A 16,016-nucleotide genomic window follows, 5' to 3' on the forward strand; every position below is an offset into this window, starting at 1 on the left:
CAGGGACCGGCGAGGCATCCATCTGAAGAATGTGTCAGAAAACGGACTATGGACAACCTTGCCAGACTTGTGTCGACGGTCAGTCGACGGACCTTCAGAGCGGAAGGTCATGTTTTTGCGGTCACGCCCGAGCGAGTCGGCCTGGCCGAAGGCGTGCGTGCCGCCGTGGCGATGGCGCCGATGCTGATCGCCGCGTTGCTGCTGGCGCGTCCCGAGGTTGCGCTCGGCGCGGTGGCGGCGTTCTGGAACTGCCTGTGCGATCCGCAGGGCGAGAAGTCCGATCGCCTCAAAACCATGGGCACGTTCACGGTTCTCGGCGTGGTTGTCCTGCCGCTCGCTGCGTACCTGGCGAGTTGGGGTTATCCGGCGAGCCTCGCCACGTTGTTCGCGCTGGTCTTTCTGTGCGGGCTGACGCGCTCCTATAACGCCTCGCTTGGGCCGATGCCCACGCAGGCCGGTCTGATTGCGTCACTTGCCGTCGTGATCGGCATCGCGCTTGCCCGGCCTTGGCCCGGCGCGCTCGAACTGGGCGGATACTTCCTGATCGGCTCCCTCTGGACCATGCTGTTCTGCGTCTTCCTCTGGCCCATCCCATTCCGGCAATCCGGCAATCTCACGCTCGCGACGATCTTCGGAAGACTGGAAGTCATGGCCGGTTTCCTGCAGGAGCGCAACTCGCTTCCCGGAACGGAAATCGCCGGTTGGGAGGGATTCGACACGGTGCATCGCCGCGGCGTACGTATGTCGATCGAGCGAGGCAGGGCGTTGGCCGCGCTCGACACGTGCAACGGATCGCGGCTCGGGGCGTTTATCGATGCGGCCGGCAGAATCTTTTCCGCGTTGATTGCGTTCGGCCACGCTCGACGGATGTCCGAAGTGCCGATGGGCGCGCGATCCCGGTCGTTGTTGCAAGGATTGCAGCAGCTATTGGCGACGCTGGGCGCGCATGCCCTGCTGGATCGCCCCTTGCCGGAGGCGGTGGTCGCGCAGTCGAAAGCGCTTTTGCACCAGTGTGCCGGTCAGGAAGACGGCGAGGCACGCGCGCTGACTTTCGCCATGAGCGCCATTGTGCGCCTCGCCGATGGCGCGACTGCGCCCGTGGAGGCCGCAGCCGCAGCCGCTGCCGCTGCGGGGCAAGGCAGCCGCGGCATCGCTCCGCTGGTCTGGCGCCATGCGTTGAGGGTGGCGGTGGCTACCGTGCTCGCCTTCGTAATCGGGACGCGGTTGAACGTCGCGCTCGCCTATTGGGGAGCGCTCGCGGCAATCATCGTGACACAGCCGATTTCCGCGAATACATGGTTACGCGTGCTTGAGAGAGCGAGTGGCAGTCTCATCGGAGGCGTGATCGCCGCCGGACTGCTCGCAACGCTGGCGGGGCCGGGCGCCATGGTCTTCGCCATCTTGCCGCTGGCCGCCGCGGCCATTGCGTCGAGACTCGTGAGCTATGGATTATTTGTGGTTTTTCTCTGCCCGATGTTCATGCTGATTTCGGATTTCATTCACCCGGCGGGTGGTTTGATTGCGGCTCGCTTTGTCAATGAAGTCATTGGCGCAGTGGTCGGCGTGGCGGCCAGCTTTCTCTTGTGGCCCGAGCGCGGGAGCGACGCGCTGGCGGCGGCGACTTCGGCGGCGATTTCGGCCAATATGAAGTTTGCGTCGGAAGCGCTGCGCCAACGCAGCGGTTCGGCAGCCACGCTCGATCGATTGCAGCGCGAGGCGGGGCTTGCGAGCACCCGGCTGGAAGCGGCGCGAGAACGTATGCTGCTGGAGGGCCGTTGGCGATCCGCATCGCTCGAACGTCTGCGGGAGGTGATCGTGGCGCTGCGTTCGGTCTGTGGCGCAGCCGCCGTGCTCGAGGTGCTGCGGGAAGGCGAGCCGAGCGCATCGGATCGGCAAAGAGCAGACGGATACGAGGCGATGACGGCTCAGTTGCTCCAGGCGCTGGCGTCCCGCACCACCTGGCCGTTATCGGCGGCGCAACCGGCCGTTGCCGCCAACGACGACCTCGGGCAAGCGATCCGCAGCTTCGCAACGGCAGTCAATGCTTACGCGTCCGGCCAGGCGTGAAGCGGCGGCTCACTGCCGGACCGGCGCGTAGCTCGACAGACGGCCGCGAGTTGATGGCTGGACGTGAAGCGCGAGATGCTCGCCTACGGCGTGGACGCGGGCGCAATAGTCCTGTGTGTCAATGACTTTCGCCGATAACCGGGTCTGCCCGTTTCTGCCATTCTCGTTCAGCGCGCTCGCACGCTTTCGTCTACTCATTGCCAGACAGATACGACTATTAAAACAACTCATGCTCGGCAACCCGCAGACGCCTTACGCCGAATTTGTGCCGGCGCTTGCCCGGTCCATCTCGACGGTCTCATGTTCGGGCGCATCGTCGCCGAGGGCCGCAATGGCTCGCGTATAGCGGTTGATGGCCGGCAGCGCGGAAATACCGTGAGCCAGGATACTCAAGAGCACCGTCGCCATGACGATCAGCTTGATCGTCGTCTCTCCGGGCAGGTTCGTTTCGCCTTCGAGATAGACAAGGCCGAGCACGATCGACGCCAGCCCCTTCGGCCCGAACCAGGCCATGAAAAGCACGGTGGGCTTGCTCAGGTGCGTGCCCCGCAGTGCGAGCGCGACGGGGATCATGCGGATCAGCGTGAGACTCAGCAGCGCATACGCGACGATCGCGAAATCGAACTGTTTCCAGACAAGCGTGATGAGTAATCCGAACAGGAAGAAGACAAAGTAATTCAACAGTTGCCCCCAATCTTCCGTGAATTCGACGCTGTGCTTGCCGACTTCGCTGAAACCCGCCTGAGTCGCGAGGCCGGCAACGAAGGCCGCGATGAACATGCTCGCGCCGCTCGCCTCGGAAGCGAGCACGCAGGCTATGGGAAGGGCGACGACGCCGAGCTGCGTGAGCGGTACGGCCATCCACGCCTTGCGTTGCGCGAGCCCGAGCAGCCAGCCGCCGATCAGCCCGATGCCAACACCGATTAGCGTGCCGTAGCCGAGCTGTTCCATCAGGAACCGGGCCAGTACCGAGCCGCCCGCGCCAGTCTCGCGAGCCTGCGCCAACGCGATGAAAAACATCAGAAACGGAACCGACAGTCCGTCGTTCAGCCCCGCCTCGACATTCAGCGCCTGGCGAATGCGCCGCGGCACGCGCGGGCTGCTGACGATCGCCTGCCCAAGACCGGCGTCGGTCGGGGCCAGGATCGCGGCGAGAATGCCCGCTTCCCACCACGTGAGCGATCGCACGACGACCACCGCGCCGAGCATGCCGAGCACGATGGTGAGCAGCATGCCCACGGTCAGCAGGCGTACGGGCAAATTGGTGTCGCCCTTGAGCATGCGCGGGCGCACGCGGGCCGCATCCGTGAACAGTGTCATGACGAGGCCCAGTTCGGCGATCACCAGCAGGTCCTTACGGTCCATCGCGAGTTCGGTCAGCGCTTCGTGCGAAAACGACATCAGCACGCCGAGCAGCGTGAACAGGATGGGCGCGGTGATAACGGTCCGCTCAAGCCTTCGGGACACGAGGCTGTAGACAAAGACGAGCGCGAAGAATGCGGCGATGAGCATCATTTGATCGCCCCCTTGGCGAAGTCTGCAACGTGTTCGATGGCGGCCACGACCCGCGCAACCTTGCGTGCTCTGTGATTGATGGTTCCGCTGACGCAGAGAGGCAGGAGAGCCGGTGTATCGACGATTGATGCCATTCGACTGCCATAGTGCGCCGGAACGATTGACGTGCATCAATCACTTCGCCGCCGCTTCGCCAAATGATTGTTTCGAGATCGCTGAGATGTAGTAGGCGGGATGATGGATCGATGGAGGCAGAGATGATCAAGAACGTACGTAGTGCTGAAAAGATTCGGGCAGAAATTCTGCGCCGGGTTCAGGAGAACGCGGATCTTGGCGACAGCTATCGCGAATGCACTATTTCGATTCCGCGCGCGGTCGATCCGGCGAAGAACGGCGGTTGTAATTGGGTCGTCGACGACGTCCAGGGCGTCGCGCGGGACTGCGTGGCGCCTTTGAAGGCCGTGATCGCCGAAATGATGCGCGAATACGAGCTGGCCTGAGGTGGGATGACCTCGGTGTCGGGCGGTGCCGCGTAACCAATGCTTCGGCACAGACGGTCTGACTATTCAGCGCCGATTCATGAAACGCAGATAGAAATCACGCGACAGGGAGGGTGTGATCCAGGTCAATCGCTATGAATGCTTCTTCGCTACTTTCAATGCAGCGATAACGTGGCAAGGGCAGGCCAACTGAAGCCCAGGAGGGAACGGTGATCAAGGAAAACGAGGGTGACGGCAAGCTCCATCTCGACCGCTTCATGGCAACGCAGGCCTTGACCCGCGCTTTCTCGTGGATCAGGGGCGTGACGGCGCATCGCATGCGTTTTACCGGGGCATTTACACCGCTGCTGGCCGGCGCAGCCCAGGGACGCGGCGGCGAGGGCGAAACGCGGCTCATCGACGTTGCGGACGTAGCGGACGTAGCGGACGTTGCGCCGGCAGACGCGGAGAGCGAATTGCGGCGCGTGCGGCGGCAGAGGGCATCCGAGGTCGGCGACATGGCTGCTGCGCTTGCCCATGAGGTCTGTCAGCCGCTCACGGCGATTCTCAGCAACGCGCAGGCCGCACAACGCTTTCTCGCGCAGACCCCGCCCGCGGTCGGCGATCTGCAGGACCTGCTCGCCGAAGTCGTCGCCGACAGCACACGCGCGCACGCGATCATCCGCAAGATGCGGCAATCGGCACGATGCGAGCCGCCCGAAGCCAGTGTGATCGATGTCGGCAGCCTCGTGCACGACGTGATGCGCGTGCTGCGCCGCGAGACTCAGGTGTTTCGCGCGGCGATTGTCACGCGTATCGAGGATCACTTGCCGCCGGTGCGTGGGGACGCTGTGCAGTTGCAGCAGGTTCTCGTGAATCTGCTGCTGAATGCGCTGGACGCCGTGCACGACAGCGCTACCGAAGATCGCCGCATCAGCATCGTCGTGACGGCCACGGCCCGGCGCGACAGGGTGTGCATTGCCATTCGCGATGGAGGGTGTGGTGTCGACGCCGGCCAGTTCGTCACGCTGTTCAAGCCGTTTGTGACATCGAAGCCGGAGGGGCTGGGAATCGGTCTCTCGATCAGCCGCATCATCGTCATGTCGCACGGCGGCCAGCTCTGGGCCGAGCGCAACGCCGATCGCGGCATGACTTTTCATGTCGAGCTTCCGGCGCACGGCGAAAGCATGAGCGCATCAGTCTGAAACCGGAAAGGAGCAGACGTCATGGACAAAGCTGTTTCACGCAAGCACGCGCACAATGCAAAGGCCGCTTCGGTACCCTACAGCACGCCGGACGAGCGCGCGGCGCAAGGTCGGCTCATTCGCGATCAGGTATCGCGGTCGTCCCACTCGGGATGGAAGCTTCCAGAGCAGCGCCGCGATGTGATCGAGTTGCTCGAGGAGTCCAACACGGGCCGCTTGCCACGACTGATCCCCATCCGCTTTGGCCGGATGTCGGTCTCGCCGTTTGCCTTCTATCGAGGCGGGGCCGCCATCATGGCGGCGGATCTTGCCACGACGCCCACCAGCGGGCTGCGCGTGCAGGCATGCGGCGACGCGCATCTGATGAACTTCGGCGGCTTTGCGACGCCTGAGCGTCATGTGATCTTCGACGTCAACGATCTCGACGAAACGCTGCCTGCGCCCTTCGAATGGGACCTGAAGCGGCTCGCCGCGAGCGTCGTGATTGCAGCCCAGCATCTCGAACTGCCGTATAGCGATACCGTGCGTCTCACGACCGATCTCGTGCGCCAATACCGCGAGCGTATGCACGACTACGCCTATATGCGCGTGCTGGACGTCTGGTACGACCGCATCGATCTGCAGAAGTATCAGGACAGGCAAGGTGACCCCGATGTCATCGAGACCGCGCGCAAGCGCATTGCGCAGCGTATCGAAGCGGAGCGCCAGAAGACCGCGCCCGATTTTCTCTATCCGAAGCTCGTGACCGAGGAGGGCGGACGGCCGCGTATCAAGGACGAGCCTCCGCTTATTTTTCATCCCGATTCCGAGCTGGCGCCGGGCCTCGAGTCCGGCTATGCGGAGGCGATCGCCTCCTACCGCGAGTCTCTGGCCGAGCATGTGCGCACGCTATTCGACCGGTTTCATCTGGTCGATCTCGCGGCCAAGGTCGTGGGCCTCGGCAGTGTCGGCACGATGTGTAGCGTGGGCCTGCTGCTCGCTTCCGACAACGACCCGCTGTTCCTGCAGGTCAAGGAGGCAAGGGCGTCGGTTCTGGAGCCGTATGCGGGAAAGAGCGTGCATCCGAACCACGGCCAGCGCGTGATTGCGGGCCAGCGCATCATGCAGTCCGCAAGCGATGTGTTTCTCGGCTGGAGCCGCGGCAAGAACGGGCGCGACTTCTATATCCGGCAACTGCGCGACATGAAAATGTCGGTCGTGATGGAGGCGCTCGACGCGGGCATGCTGCGTCAATACGGCCGCATGTGCGCGCATGCGCTTGCGCGGGCCCATGCGCGTTCGGGCGACGCCGCGATGATTGCCGGGTACATGGGTTCGAGCGGGGTTTTCGACGACGCCGTCACCGAATTCGCAACCGAATACAGCGCGCAGAACCGGCGAGATTATCGCGCGTTCATTCACGCGATCCGCGAGGGCCGTATCGAGGCGATGACCGAGGACTGAAGTAGGACTTTGGTCCGATTGCTCCGGACCGTCCGCAGACACATTCTGAACATCAGGCGTGCGGTGGATGAAAGGATCGCACGGCGTGCACGACGGCCGGGCCGGCGCCCACGGCGCATCCCTGCGCCCGTCACCGCCAGCGCGTGCGTCTTCCGTGCGCGAACGATTCGTTCTACCTGGCGTAGCGCCAAGGAGGAACCGTGAGCATGTCAATCAAGCGTCGCCTTCAGGTGCTGATCGCTGCGGGTGTGTTGCCGGCGAGCCTGGCGAGTGCGGGCCCGATCGCCTATCCCGCGAAGGGGCAGAGCGCGCAACAGCAGCAAAAGGACGAAGGCGCGTGCTACAGCTGGGCGAAAAGCAATACGGGCGTCGATCCCACCAGGGTGACGTCGGCGCCGCCGCCATCCGGTCCGGCTGTCGGCGGCGGCGAGCGCGTTGGCGGTGCTGCGCGCGGCGCGGCGGGCGGCGCGGTGATCGGCGCGATTGCGGGCGATGCGGGCAAGGGCGCAGCGATCGGCGCGGTCGGCGGCACGATGGTGGGCGGCGCGCGGGCGCGCCAGAACCGGCGTGATGCGCAGGCCAATGCGCAGGCGCAATCGCAGGGCGCGATGGATGCGTTCAATCGCGCCTACGCCGCCTGCATGGAGGGTCGCGGCTACACGATCAAGTGAAGCGCGCCGGCGCATGCGAGAGCAGGACAAAGGAGAGTCGTAGCCGCCGCGCGATCCGCGCGCGCGGGCAGGAGTGTGCCGCGTTCTGCTGTATCGATTTCTCTCGCGGCGTTCTGGGCGTTATAGGACCAAAGCCCGATAGGTGCTTGCGATCGCAGTCGACATAATGTCATCACGTGACGCATGGCTTTTGACGGCTGCCGGAGGACGATAATGAAGCGAAGGAGTTTTGTGCTTAAGGTCGCTGTGATGGCCGCCGCCGTGGGCGCGGCCGTATCGGGTTGCAGTGTGACGACCGGCAGCGGCAAGAGCGAGGAAACCGACGCCTCGAAGCGCCAGAAGATCGACGCCGAAGTGGACGGCACCCTGTCGCGGCTCTATGCGATGGTCGGCGGCTCTCAGGAACTGGTGTCCAAGGCGCGCGGCGTGCTCGTGTTCCCGTCCATCGTCAAGGCCGCGTTCATCGCGGGCGCGGCATACGGAGAGGGCTCGTTGCGCGTGGGCGGCGCGACCGTCGGCTATTACAGCTCGGCGGCAGGGTCGTTCGGCTTCCAGGCGGGCGCGCAATCGACGGCGATCATTTTCCTGTTCATGACGCAGGATGCGCTCGACAACTTCCGCCGTTCGTCGGGCTGGTCGGTCGGCGGCGACGTGCAGGTCTCGCTCATCAAGGTGGGCGCGAACGGCAAGCTCGATACGCGCACTGCGTCTGCGCCCGTGTCCGCGATCGTGATGACCAACACGGGGCTGATGGCGGACGCCTCGCTGTCGGGCACCAAGGTCACGAAGCTCAATCTGTAGCGGCAGCAGGCTGCACGTTCGACGTCGCGGCGCGTCTCGAACGAGACGGCCGGGCCCGCCATCGCGTGGCGCGGGCGGCGGCACGGCTCGCGACGTTCTCACTCCAGACGGAGGCATTCATGCCGAAGCTCAAACTGCTGGCAGCCGTGATGGTGATCGGGCTCGCCCAGCTTGGCAGTGCGCAGGCACAAACCGACGCCGGCGTGGTGAAAACGCCCGGCAGGGCGGCCGTCGCGGCCAGTCGCACGGTGACGGCCGAGGTGCTGAGCGTCGATCCCGCGACGCGGACCGTGCGGCTCAAGCGCGAAGACGGCAAGACCTTCGAAGTACAGGTCGGCGAGGAAGCGCGCAACTTCGATCAGCTCCGGATCGGCGACAAGGTCACCATGACCTATCGCGAAGGCCTGACGGTGAGTCTGAAGAAGGGCGGAGGCGGCGCGACCTCGGTCGAGGAAACGCCGTCGCTCGAACGGGCGCCCAAGGGCGCGAAACCTGGCGGCACCATCGGCAGGCAGGTGCGCGTGGTCGCCGACGTCGTCGCGGTGAACCACAAAACCAGAATGGTGACGCTCAAGGGACCCGAGGGCGACACGGTCGACCTGAAAGTTGAGGATCCCAAAGAATTGGCGAACGTCAAGGTGGGCGATCAGGTCGAGGCGGTCTACACGGAGGCGCTGGCCATCTCCGTTCAGCCCGCGAACGCGAAATAGTGAGTGCGCCGTGCCCGCGTGCGCGGCCCGCACATGGGCGGCACCGACCTGGCTGCGGCCGCCGTTCGTCAGGCGGTGATGGCTCGGGAGCGACCCATGCCAGAACCGGTTTTGCGGTCGGGTGGACCAAATGAGCGCTTCCAGTCAATCCGTGGCGATCGTCGACGACGAAGAGTCCGTTGGGCGGGCGATCCGGCGGCTGCTGAAGTCCGCGAACATCGACGCGGTGGCGTTCGCGAGCGGTGAAGCGTTTCTCGACGCGTTGCACGCCGCGGATCCCTATCGGCCCGCCTGCGTGATTCTCGACTTCCAGATGCCGGGAATGAGCGGCATCGACGTGCAGCAGCGTCTGGCGGGCACGGGTTTGCCGGTCATCGTCATCACCGCGCACGACGAGCCGAACGTGCGCGCTCAGGCGCACGCGGGCGGCGCGCTCGCGTATCTGTGCAAGCCGTTCGACGAACTCGATCTGATCGACGCGGTGCGCTCCGTGCTCGACCGGGATCGCGACGCGTGAGCGAGTAGCCGCCATGAAACGCCAGGCTGATTTTTTCCACCGTCATGCGCCGTGCGGCCCGCTTGCGCCGCGCGCGAGCGCAGGGGAGCCGACGCCATGAAGCACGCCGGTCTGCTCCTGTGCCACGAATGCGATCTGCTGCAGCGGCGCGCGTCGTGTCCGCATCGCGGGGTGTTGCGTTGCCGCCGTTGCGGCGCGGAACTCGAACGCGATCACACCGACAGCAGCCGGCGTTCGCTGGCGCTCGCCTCGGGTGCGCTCGTGCTGTTCGTGATCTCGAATCTGTTTCCGATCGTGGGCCTGGCCGTCAACGGCAACCTCATACGGGCGACGTTGTGGGGCGCGGTCGAGGTGCTGTATCTCGATGGCATGTGGCCCATCGCGGGCCTCGTCTTCATCACGACGATCCTGATGCCGGCCACGCAGATCGTCACCTTGTTGTGGCTGCTCGTGCCGCTCGAATTCGGCCGCAAGCCGCGCGAGGCCAATCTGGTGTTTCGCGTGATGGGTGTCGCGCGCACCTGGGGCATGACCGAGGTGCTGATCCTCGGGTTGCTGATCGCACTCGTCAAGCTCTCGCATATCGCGACGGTGGTGACGGGCGTCGCGCTCTGGTCGTTCGGCGCGCTGATGGTGGTGCTGGCGGGCACGGGCGCGGCGCTCGACGTGCCCGCGCTCTGGCATCGCATTGCGCCCACGCCGGGGTTCGGGACGTGGTCCGGCGCTGCGCGCGCGGCGCGGCCGAGGCCGGATCGCGGCCTTACCGGCGCGGCCTGCGGCCTCGCGCTGTGTCCGTGCTGCGAGCTGATCGTGCGGCTGCCCGCGAGCGGCGGCGCGCTCGCGTGCCCGCGCTGCGCGACGCCGCTGCATCTGCGCAAGGCCGGCAGCCTGTCGCGCACGTGGGCGTTCCTGATCGCATCGATCGTGCTTTACATACCGGCGAACGTGTTGCCGGTGATGGACACGAGTTCGCTGTTCGGCACGCAAAAGGACACCATCATGAGCGGCGTCGTCTATCTGTGGGTGTCGGGATCGTGGCCGCTGGCGGTGGTGGTGTTCATCGCGAGCATCGCCGTGCCGATGATCAAGATTCTCGGCCTCGGCTATCTGGCGGCCTCGGCGCAGCGCGCGTCGCGATGGCTGCCGCAGGAGCGCACGCGCATCTACCGGATGATCGAGCTGGTGGGACGCTGGTCGATGCTCGATATTTACGTCGTCACGATGCTGGTCGCGCTGGTGCAGTTCAAGGCGCTCGCGACCATCAAGGCCGGTCCGGCCGCGATTGCCTTCGGCGCGGTCGTCGTCATGACGATGTTCGCCGCGAGCGCGTTCGATCCGCGCCTCATCTGGGACCCATTGGAGCGCGATCATGCCTGACTCCGGCCCTGACGGCACGCTGCCCGATCTGCCCGAGGCGAAGCCGGTGGCGGGCTCGCGCTGGCGCATGCAGATCGTCTGGCTGGTGCCGGTCGTCGCGCTGCTGATCGGCGGCTGGCTGGCCGCGAAGGCGATTCTCGAAGAAGGCCCGACGGTCACGATCAGCTTTCGCAACGGCGACGGCCTGGAGGCCGGCAAAACCAAGATCAAATACAAGGACGTCGATATCGGCATCGTGAAGTCGGTGACGCTCTCGCCCGACCACAAGCGCGTGATCGCCACGGGCGAACTCGTGAAGGACGCAACCAGCATGCTCGTCGCGAACACGCGCTTCTGGGTCGTGCGGCCGCGCATTTCCGGCGGCACGGTCTCGGGGCTCGGCACGCTGCTCTCGGGTTCGTACGTAGGCATGGACGAGGGCAATTCGAAATCGGTACGGCGCGACTTCGTGGGTCTCGAAGTCCCGCCGGTGTTTCCGAGCGATATGCCGGGCCGCGAATTCGTGCTCAAGAGCGCCGACATGGGCTCGCTCGACGTCGGCTCTCCGGTGTTCTTCCGCCGCCTCGAAGTGGGCCAGATCGCCTCGTACGAACTCGATCCGAACGGCAAGGGCGTGACCCTGCACGTGTTCGTGAACGCGCCCTACGACCGCTACGTGCGCGGCGATACGCGCTTCTGGCATGCGAGCGGGCTCGACGTGTCGCTCAGTCCCGACGGCGTGCAGATCAACACGCAGTCGTTCGTCTCCTTGCTGATCGGCGGCATTGCGTTCGAGACGCCGGACACCGACCGCAATCTGCCCGAGGTCGCCGACAACACGCCGTTCGATCTCTACGCGACGCGCGCGGAGGCGATGAAGCAGCACGACCGTATCGTCGATACCTATATCGTGACGTTCTTCGATTCGGTGCGCGGCCTGACCGTGGGCGCGCCGGTCGATTTCCGCGGCGTCGAGGTCGGCGAGGTCACGCATATCTACACGCGTTTCGATCCCGTGAAGCGGCAGTTCAGCATTCCGGTCGAGATCAGCCTGTATCCCGAGCGCTTCACGTTGCGTTACCGGAGCAACGCGCGCCAGGAACCTGGCGGGCGCCTCACGTCGTCGCCGCATGAGCTCGCGGATTTCCTGATCGCCAGCGGCTTCCGCTTCCAGTTGCGCTCGGGCAATCCGCTCACGGGGCAACTGTATGTCGCGTTCGACATGTTCCCGGACTCGCCGAAGGCGAAGATCGACTGGAGCCGCACGCCGCCCGAACTGCCCACGGTGCCGCGCACGCTGCAGTCGTTGCAGGATTCGCTGACGCGGCTGCTCGCCAAGCTCAACGGCATTCCGTTCGAGCAGATCGGCACGCAGGCGCAGCAGACGCTGCAAAACACCAACGAGGTGATCGCGCGGCTCGGCAGCGACGTGGTGCCGGAAGCGCAGGGCACGCTGTCGTCGGCGCGCACGGCGCTCGACTCGGCCAACTCCGCCTTGCAGCCCGACACGCAGCTTCAGCAGAACACCAGCGACGCCATGCGCGAACTCGCCCGCACGGCCGCATCGATGCGCAATCTCACGGACTATCTGGAGCGGCATCCGGAAGCGGTGGTGCGCGGCAAACCCGGAGACAAGCCGTGATGCGCGCCACCGCACGGACCGGCTGCGCGAGCGCACTGATTGCGCTCCTTGCTTGTGCGGGCTGCGGCTCGCCGACGCCGGACTTTTACGCGATGCACGGCGACGCGCGCATGGACGCGGCGCCGGTGGCTGCGACGATGTGCATCGTCGTGAGTCCGGTGACGGTGCCCGATCTGGTCGACCGGCCGCAGATCGTCACGCGCACCGCCGACAACCGCATCGAGCTGAACGAGTTCGCGCGCTGGGCCGAGCCGCTGAAAGCCGATATCGCGCGCGTGATCGCCGACGATCTCGCGCAGCGCCTCGCGACGGCGCGCGTGTCCGTGTTCGATGCGTGCGCGGGCGCGTTGCCGCAGTGGTCCGTGCGAGTCGACATCGTCGGCATCGACAGCGTGCCGGGCGACGCGGTGACGATTGCCGCGCAATGGGCGGTGCGGCCGCCGGCGAAAGGCGCGATGGTGTTCGGGCGCAGCCTGGCCCGCGAGCCGCTCGACAGCCACGATTATGGCGCGCTCGTGGCGGCGCACGAGCGCGCACTCGGCACGATCAGCTCGGAGATCGCGGTGGCGATCCGCGCGGGCATGCGGCAGTGAGCCGCGCCGCTCCGCGTAGTGCCGCGTAGTGCCGTGTGGTGCCGCGCAGCGCGGTGTACAGCGGTCTCGCATCCTGTGCTGATTCTCGAACCTGAACTATTCTTGGCATGACCGTGATGCCGTTCAAGCGTGGCCGCACGCCGCATCGCGCCAACCTGCGCGCCGATCCGGCTTCCGCGCAACGTCACGCCGACGCCGCGCGGCACGATCCATCCAGCCTATGCCCACTCAACCCTCAGGTCTCGACAACGAGCTTTCCGCAAGCGCGGCGCACGGCTGGGCAAAGTGGTTGCCGGGCCTCGTCGCGCTCAGGCGTTACCGCTTGAGCTGGCTGCCGAGCGACGTCGCCGCGGGGCTGGTGCTGACGACCATGCTGGTGCCGGTGGGCATCGCCTACGCCGAGGCGTCCGGCGTGCCAGGCGTCTACGGGCTCTACGCGACGATCGTCCCGCTGCTCGCCTATGCGGTGTTCGGCCCGAGCCGCATCCTCGTGCTCGGTCCCGACTCCGCGCTCGCCGCGCCGATCCTGGCTGTCGTGGCAGCGGCCGCGGGCAGCGATCCCGAGCGCGCGATCGCGGTCGCCAGCATGATGGCGATCGTGTCCGGCGCGTTCTGCATACTCATGGGCCTGTTGCGCCTGGGCTTCGTGACCGAACTGCTCTCGAAGCCGATTCGCTACGGCTACATGAACGGCATCGCCATCGCGGTGCTGATCAGCCAGTTGCCCAAACTGTTCGCGATCTCCATCGACGAAGGGGGGCCGCTGCGCGACCTGTTGAGCCTCGCCACGGCCATCGCCGGCGGGCAGGCCAACTGGGTCAGTTTCGCGGTCGGCGCGGGCAGCCTCGTGGTCATCCTCGTGCTCAAGCGCTTCGAGAAGGTGCCCGGCATCCTGATCGCCGTGGTGCTCGCGACGCTCTGTGTGAGCGTGCTGCATCTCGACGAGCGTGGCGTCAAGGTGCTCGGCAAGATTCCACAGGGCTTGCCGACCTTTGCGGTTCCGTGGGCGAGCGGCGTCGATCTGATCAAGATCGTGCTCGGCGGCTGCGCGGTCGCGCTGATTTCCTTCGCCGACACCAGCGTGCTCTCGCGCACCTTTGCCGCGCGCTATCGCAGCCGCGTCGATCCGAGCCAGGAAATGGTGGGGCTCGGCATCGCGAATCTGGCAGCAGGCTTTTTTCACGGCTTTCCGATCAGCAGTAGTTCGTCGCGCACGCCCGTCGCGGACGCGGCCGGCGCGAAGACGCAGTTGACGGGCGTGGTGGGCGCGCTGGCCGTCGCGCTGTTGCTGCTCGTTGCGCCGAACCTGATGCGCTATCTGCCGACGAGCGCGCTCGCGGCGGTGGTCGTGGCGGCCGCGATCGGCTTGTTCGAAATCGCCGATCTCAAGCGCATTTACCGGATCCAGCAATGGGAGTTCTGGTTGTCCATGGTGTGTTTCGCGGGCGTCGCGGTGTTCGGCGCGATTCCGGGCATCGGCATCGCGGTGGTCATCGCGATCATCGAATTTCTGTGGGATGGCTGGCGGCCGCATTTCGCCGTGCTCGGTCGTGTGGAAGATGTGCGCGGTTATCACGACATCGCGCGCTATCCGCAGGCGGTGCGCATTCCGGGGCTGCTGCTGTTTCGCTGGGACGCGCCGCTGTTCTTCGCCAACGCGGAGTTGTTTCAGGAGCGGCTGATGCAGGCCGTCGACGAATCGCCGACGCCGGTGCGCCGGATCGTCGTGGCCGCCGAGCCCGTGACGAGCGTCGACGTGACGTCCGCCGACATGCTGCGCGAATTGATCGAAGCGCTGAATCGACGCGGCATCGCGCTGCATTTCGCCGAGATGAAGGACCCGGTGCGCGACAAACTCAGGCGCTTCGAACTGCTCGATCTGCTCGGCGATACGCACTTTCATCCGACCGTGGGCAGCGCGGTCGACGCCTGGCTCGGCGACGCGGGCCGCGATCCGGCCGCCGGACAGGTGAAGCAGCCCGCGCCGTGACTGGCGCGCAGGATGTGATCGGTGCGATCGCCGACGACACTACGGCGCGGCCTTCTGTTTCTGCGTGACGTCGCCCGCATCCTGCTCCGTGTTTTTCTCTTTGGCCCAGCCGGGGCCCGGATCGAACGACGTCATCGCTTCCGCTTGGGTCGCGGTATCGGGGCCCAGGTCGCGTCCGTAGACCTGGCCGTCATGGCTGACGAGGAGGGTCTTGATGCCGGTGTCGCCGTATCTGACCGGCCACGCCACCACGGCGAAGCCGCCGAACAACTGGCCGCGCACGAGGTAGCCGTAGGCGCCGCCTGGGGCGTGCGGTCCCTGCGAGGTGAGCAGCCTGTAGCGATAGCCGTAATAGCCCGTGCCGCGCACATTGCGCGCGCTGGCGGCGGCGAATTCCTCGCCGAGCGGGCTGGGTTCGGCGCCCGCGGCGGTCGGCCAGTAGAGGCCGTCCTGCTTGCCTGGCGAACTCGCGAGACGGCGCGCGTACACGTAGGTGTCGTTGCCGTCGTGATACGACGAGGCGTACTCGCGCTGCGCGTCGTAGATCGCGAGCAGGGTCTGGATCGCCGCGAGTTCGTTACGGCCAATGCGCCGGATGCGCATTTCCTCCGCGCAGGCGGCCATATCGAAATGCCAGCCGTGGCCGCCTTTGACGAGGGGGCAGGGGAAGGTCCAGCCGTCGTCGCCGACTGCGATATGCGCGCGGTGGCTGTCGTCGGTCCGGACCGAGTGGGCGACCTGCCATTCCTCGAGGAAGCGCGCGCGGATCTGCGCGCCTTCGGGTGGCACCAGACGACGGAAATCGGCGCCGAACAACGTCTGCAATTCGGTTTCGTTGTTGCGGGAGACGGCCTCGCCGAATGCGTTCATGGCGGCTTCGGGCGAGGCGAACGAGGCTTGCGCCGCGGCAGCGAGCGGCTGCGTCGGCACGAGAGCGAGCGCCGCCGTCACCGACGCCGCCGCGAGGAGGCCGGGCAGGACGCGAAGGCTGGACAGGTCGTTCATGGCTGGTTTCATGGGAGGGCTC

Annotated in this window: 14 protein-coding genes; 12 read left to right on the top strand and 2 right to left on the bottom strand. The window is 65.9% G+C overall.

The features are described from left to right. Positions 1-48: 48 nt before the first annotated feature. A complete protein-coding gene (locus SB764_RS22970; RefSeq protein ID WP_410865024.1) occupies positions 49-2,067 on the top strand; it encodes an FUSC family protein in 2,019 nt (672 codons plus the stop codon). A 252-nt stretch (positions 2,068-2,319) separates the two neighbouring features. Here SB764_RS22970 and SB764_RS22975 read toward each other — a convergent pair whose 3' ends face one another. Next, positions 2,320-3,582 (bottom strand): cation:proton antiporter, encoded by a 1,263-nt coding sequence (locus SB764_RS22975; RefSeq protein WP_074983537.1) that lies wholly within the window; start codon positions 3,580-3,582, stop codon positions 2,320-2,322. Positions 3,583-3,839: 257 nt separating this feature from the next. On the opposite strand from SB764_RS22975, the gene SB764_RS22980 reads away from it, so the two are divergent. The 11 genes from SB764_RS22980 to SB764_RS23030 all read left to right on the top strand — a co-directional run bounded on the left by SB764_RS22980 (position 3,840) and on the right by SB764_RS23030 (position 14,989). After that, positions 3,840-4,082: a hypothetical protein gene (locus tag SB764_RS22980; RefSeq protein WP_410865026.1), complete on the top strand. Its 243-nt coding sequence runs from the start codon at positions 3,840-3,842 to the stop codon at positions 4,080-4,082. A 209-nt stretch (positions 4,083-4,291) separates the two neighbouring features. Continuing rightward, complete coding sequence (locus tag SB764_RS22985) at positions 4,292-5,266, top strand: sensor histidine kinase (RefSeq protein ID WP_410865028.1); 975 nt, start codon at positions 4,292-4,294, stop codon at positions 5,264-5,266. Between the two features lie 21 nt (positions 5,267-5,287). Next, complete coding sequence (locus SB764_RS22990) at positions 5,288-6,709, top strand: DUF2252 domain-containing protein (protein WP_183715079.1); 1,422 nt, start codon at positions 5,288-5,290, stop codon at positions 6,707-6,709. Between the two features lie 206 nt (positions 6,710-6,915). Then, positions 6,916-7,380, top strand: coding sequence for a glycine zipper domain-containing protein (locus SB764_RS22995; protein WP_183715077.1), 465 nt, complete (start codon positions 6,916-6,918; stop codon positions 7,378-7,380). Between the two features lie 213 nt (positions 7,381-7,593). Further along, on the top strand, positions 7,594-8,181 hold the full coding sequence (locus SB764_RS23000) for a YSC84-related protein (protein ID WP_065062425.1): 588 nt from the start codon (positions 7,594-7,596) through the stop codon (positions 8,179-8,181). A 119-nt stretch (positions 8,182-8,300) separates the two neighbouring features. Then, the gene (locus tag SB764_RS23005) at positions 8,301-8,891 is read left to right on the top strand and encodes a hypothetical protein (protein ID WP_065062538.1); all 591 of its coding nucleotides are present in this window, start codon (positions 8,301-8,303) and stop codon (positions 8,889-8,891) included. 130 nt (positions 8,892-9,021) lie between these two features. Then, positions 9,022-9,408, top strand: coding sequence for a response regulator transcription factor (locus tag SB764_RS23010; RefSeq protein WP_065062423.1), 387 nt, complete (start codon positions 9,022-9,024; stop codon positions 9,406-9,408). Between the two features lie 96 nt (positions 9,409-9,504). Next, on the top strand, positions 9,505-10,785 hold the full coding sequence (locus tag SB764_RS23015) for a paraquat-inducible protein A (protein WP_176079995.1): 1,281 nt from the start codon (positions 9,505-9,507) through the stop codon (positions 10,783-10,785). Then, a complete protein-coding gene (locus SB764_RS23020) occupies positions 10,778-12,406 on the top strand; it encodes an intermembrane transport protein PqiB (RefSeq protein ID WP_065062419.1) in 1,629 nt (542 codons plus the stop codon). The genes SB764_RS23015 and SB764_RS23020 overlap by 8 nt, the downstream gene beginning before the upstream one ends. Next, on the top strand, positions 12,406-12,999 hold the full coding sequence (locus SB764_RS23025) for a membrane integrity-associated transporter subunit PqiC (RefSeq protein ID WP_183715071.1): 594 nt from the start codon (positions 12,406-12,408) through the stop codon (positions 12,997-12,999). Before SB764_RS23020 ends, SB764_RS23025 begins: the two co-directional genes overlap by 1 nt. A 220-nt stretch (positions 13,000-13,219) precedes the next feature. Further along, positions 13,220-14,989: a SulP family inorganic anion transporter gene (locus tag SB764_RS23030; RefSeq protein ID WP_110327440.1), complete on the top strand. Its 1,770-nt coding sequence runs from the start codon at positions 13,220-13,222 to the stop codon at positions 14,987-14,989. 39 nt (positions 14,990-15,028) lie between these two features. On the opposite strand, the gene SB764_RS23035 is transcribed toward SB764_RS23030, so the two are convergent. Continuing rightward, positions 15,029-15,994 (bottom strand): DUF2950 domain-containing protein, encoded by a 966-nt coding sequence (locus SB764_RS23035; protein ID WP_110327439.1) that lies wholly within the window; start codon positions 15,992-15,994, stop codon positions 15,029-15,031. Positions 15,995-16,016 lie beyond the last annotated feature (22 nt).

Origin of the sequence: Paraburkholderia sp. SIMBA_027, assembly GCF_046535315.1 — a bacterium.
In the GTDB taxonomy this organism is placed as follows: domain Bacteria; phylum Pseudomonadota; class Gammaproteobacteria; order Burkholderiales; family Burkholderiaceae; genus Paraburkholderia; species Paraburkholderia tropica.

What these genes read in the sequence shown, in the direction of transcription:
- SB764_RS23015 (WP_176079995.1), top strand. Translation starts at nt 9,505, where the DNA reads ATGAAGCACGCCGGTCTGCTCCTGTGCCACGAATGCGATCTGCTGCAG.
- SB764_RS23000 (WP_065062425.1), top strand. Translation starts at nt 7,594, where the DNA reads ATGAAGCGAAGGAGTTTTGTGCTTAAGGTCGCTGTGATGGCCGCCGCC.
- SB764_RS23010 (WP_065062423.1), top strand. Translation starts at nt 9,022, where the DNA reads ATGAGCGCTTCCAGTCAATCCGTGGCGATCGTCGACGACGAAGAGTCC.
- SB764_RS23035 (WP_110327439.1), bottom strand. Translation starts at nt 15,994, where the DNA reads ATGAACGACCTGTCCAGCCTTCGCGTCCTGCCCGGCCTCCTCGCGGCG.
- SB764_RS22995 (WP_183715077.1), top strand. Translation starts at nt 6,916, where the DNA reads ATGTCAATCAAGCGTCGCCTTCAGGTGCTGATCGCTGCGGGTGTGTTG.
- SB764_RS22980 (WP_410865026.1), top strand. Translation starts at nt 3,840, where the DNA reads ATGATCAAGAACGTACGTAGTGCTGAAAAGATTCGGGCAGAAATTCTG.
- SB764_RS22970 (WP_410865024.1), top strand. Translation starts at nt 49, where the DNA reads ATGGACAACCTTGCCAGACTTGTGTCGACGGTCAGTCGACGGACCTTC.
- SB764_RS23005 (WP_065062538.1), top strand. Translation starts at nt 8,301, where the DNA reads ATGCCGAAGCTCAAACTGCTGGCAGCCGTGATGGTGATCGGGCTCGCC.
- SB764_RS23020 (WP_065062419.1), top strand. Translation starts at nt 10,778, where the DNA reads ATGCCTGACTCCGGCCCTGACGGCACGCTGCCCGATCTGCCCGAGGCG.
- SB764_RS22990 (WP_183715079.1), top strand. Translation starts at nt 5,288, where the DNA reads ATGGACAAAGCTGTTTCACGCAAGCACGCGCACAATGCAAAGGCCGCT.
- SB764_RS23025 (WP_183715071.1), top strand. Translation starts at nt 12,406, where the DNA reads ATGCGCGCCACCGCACGGACCGGCTGCGCGAGCGCACTGATTGCGCTC.
- SB764_RS23030 (WP_110327440.1), top strand. Translation starts at nt 13,220, where the DNA reads ATGCCCACTCAACCCTCAGGTCTCGACAACGAGCTTTCCGCAAGCGCG.
- SB764_RS22975 (WP_074983537.1), bottom strand. Translation starts at nt 3,582, where the DNA reads ATGATGCTCATCGCCGCATTCTTCGCGCTCGTCTTTGTCTACAGCCTC.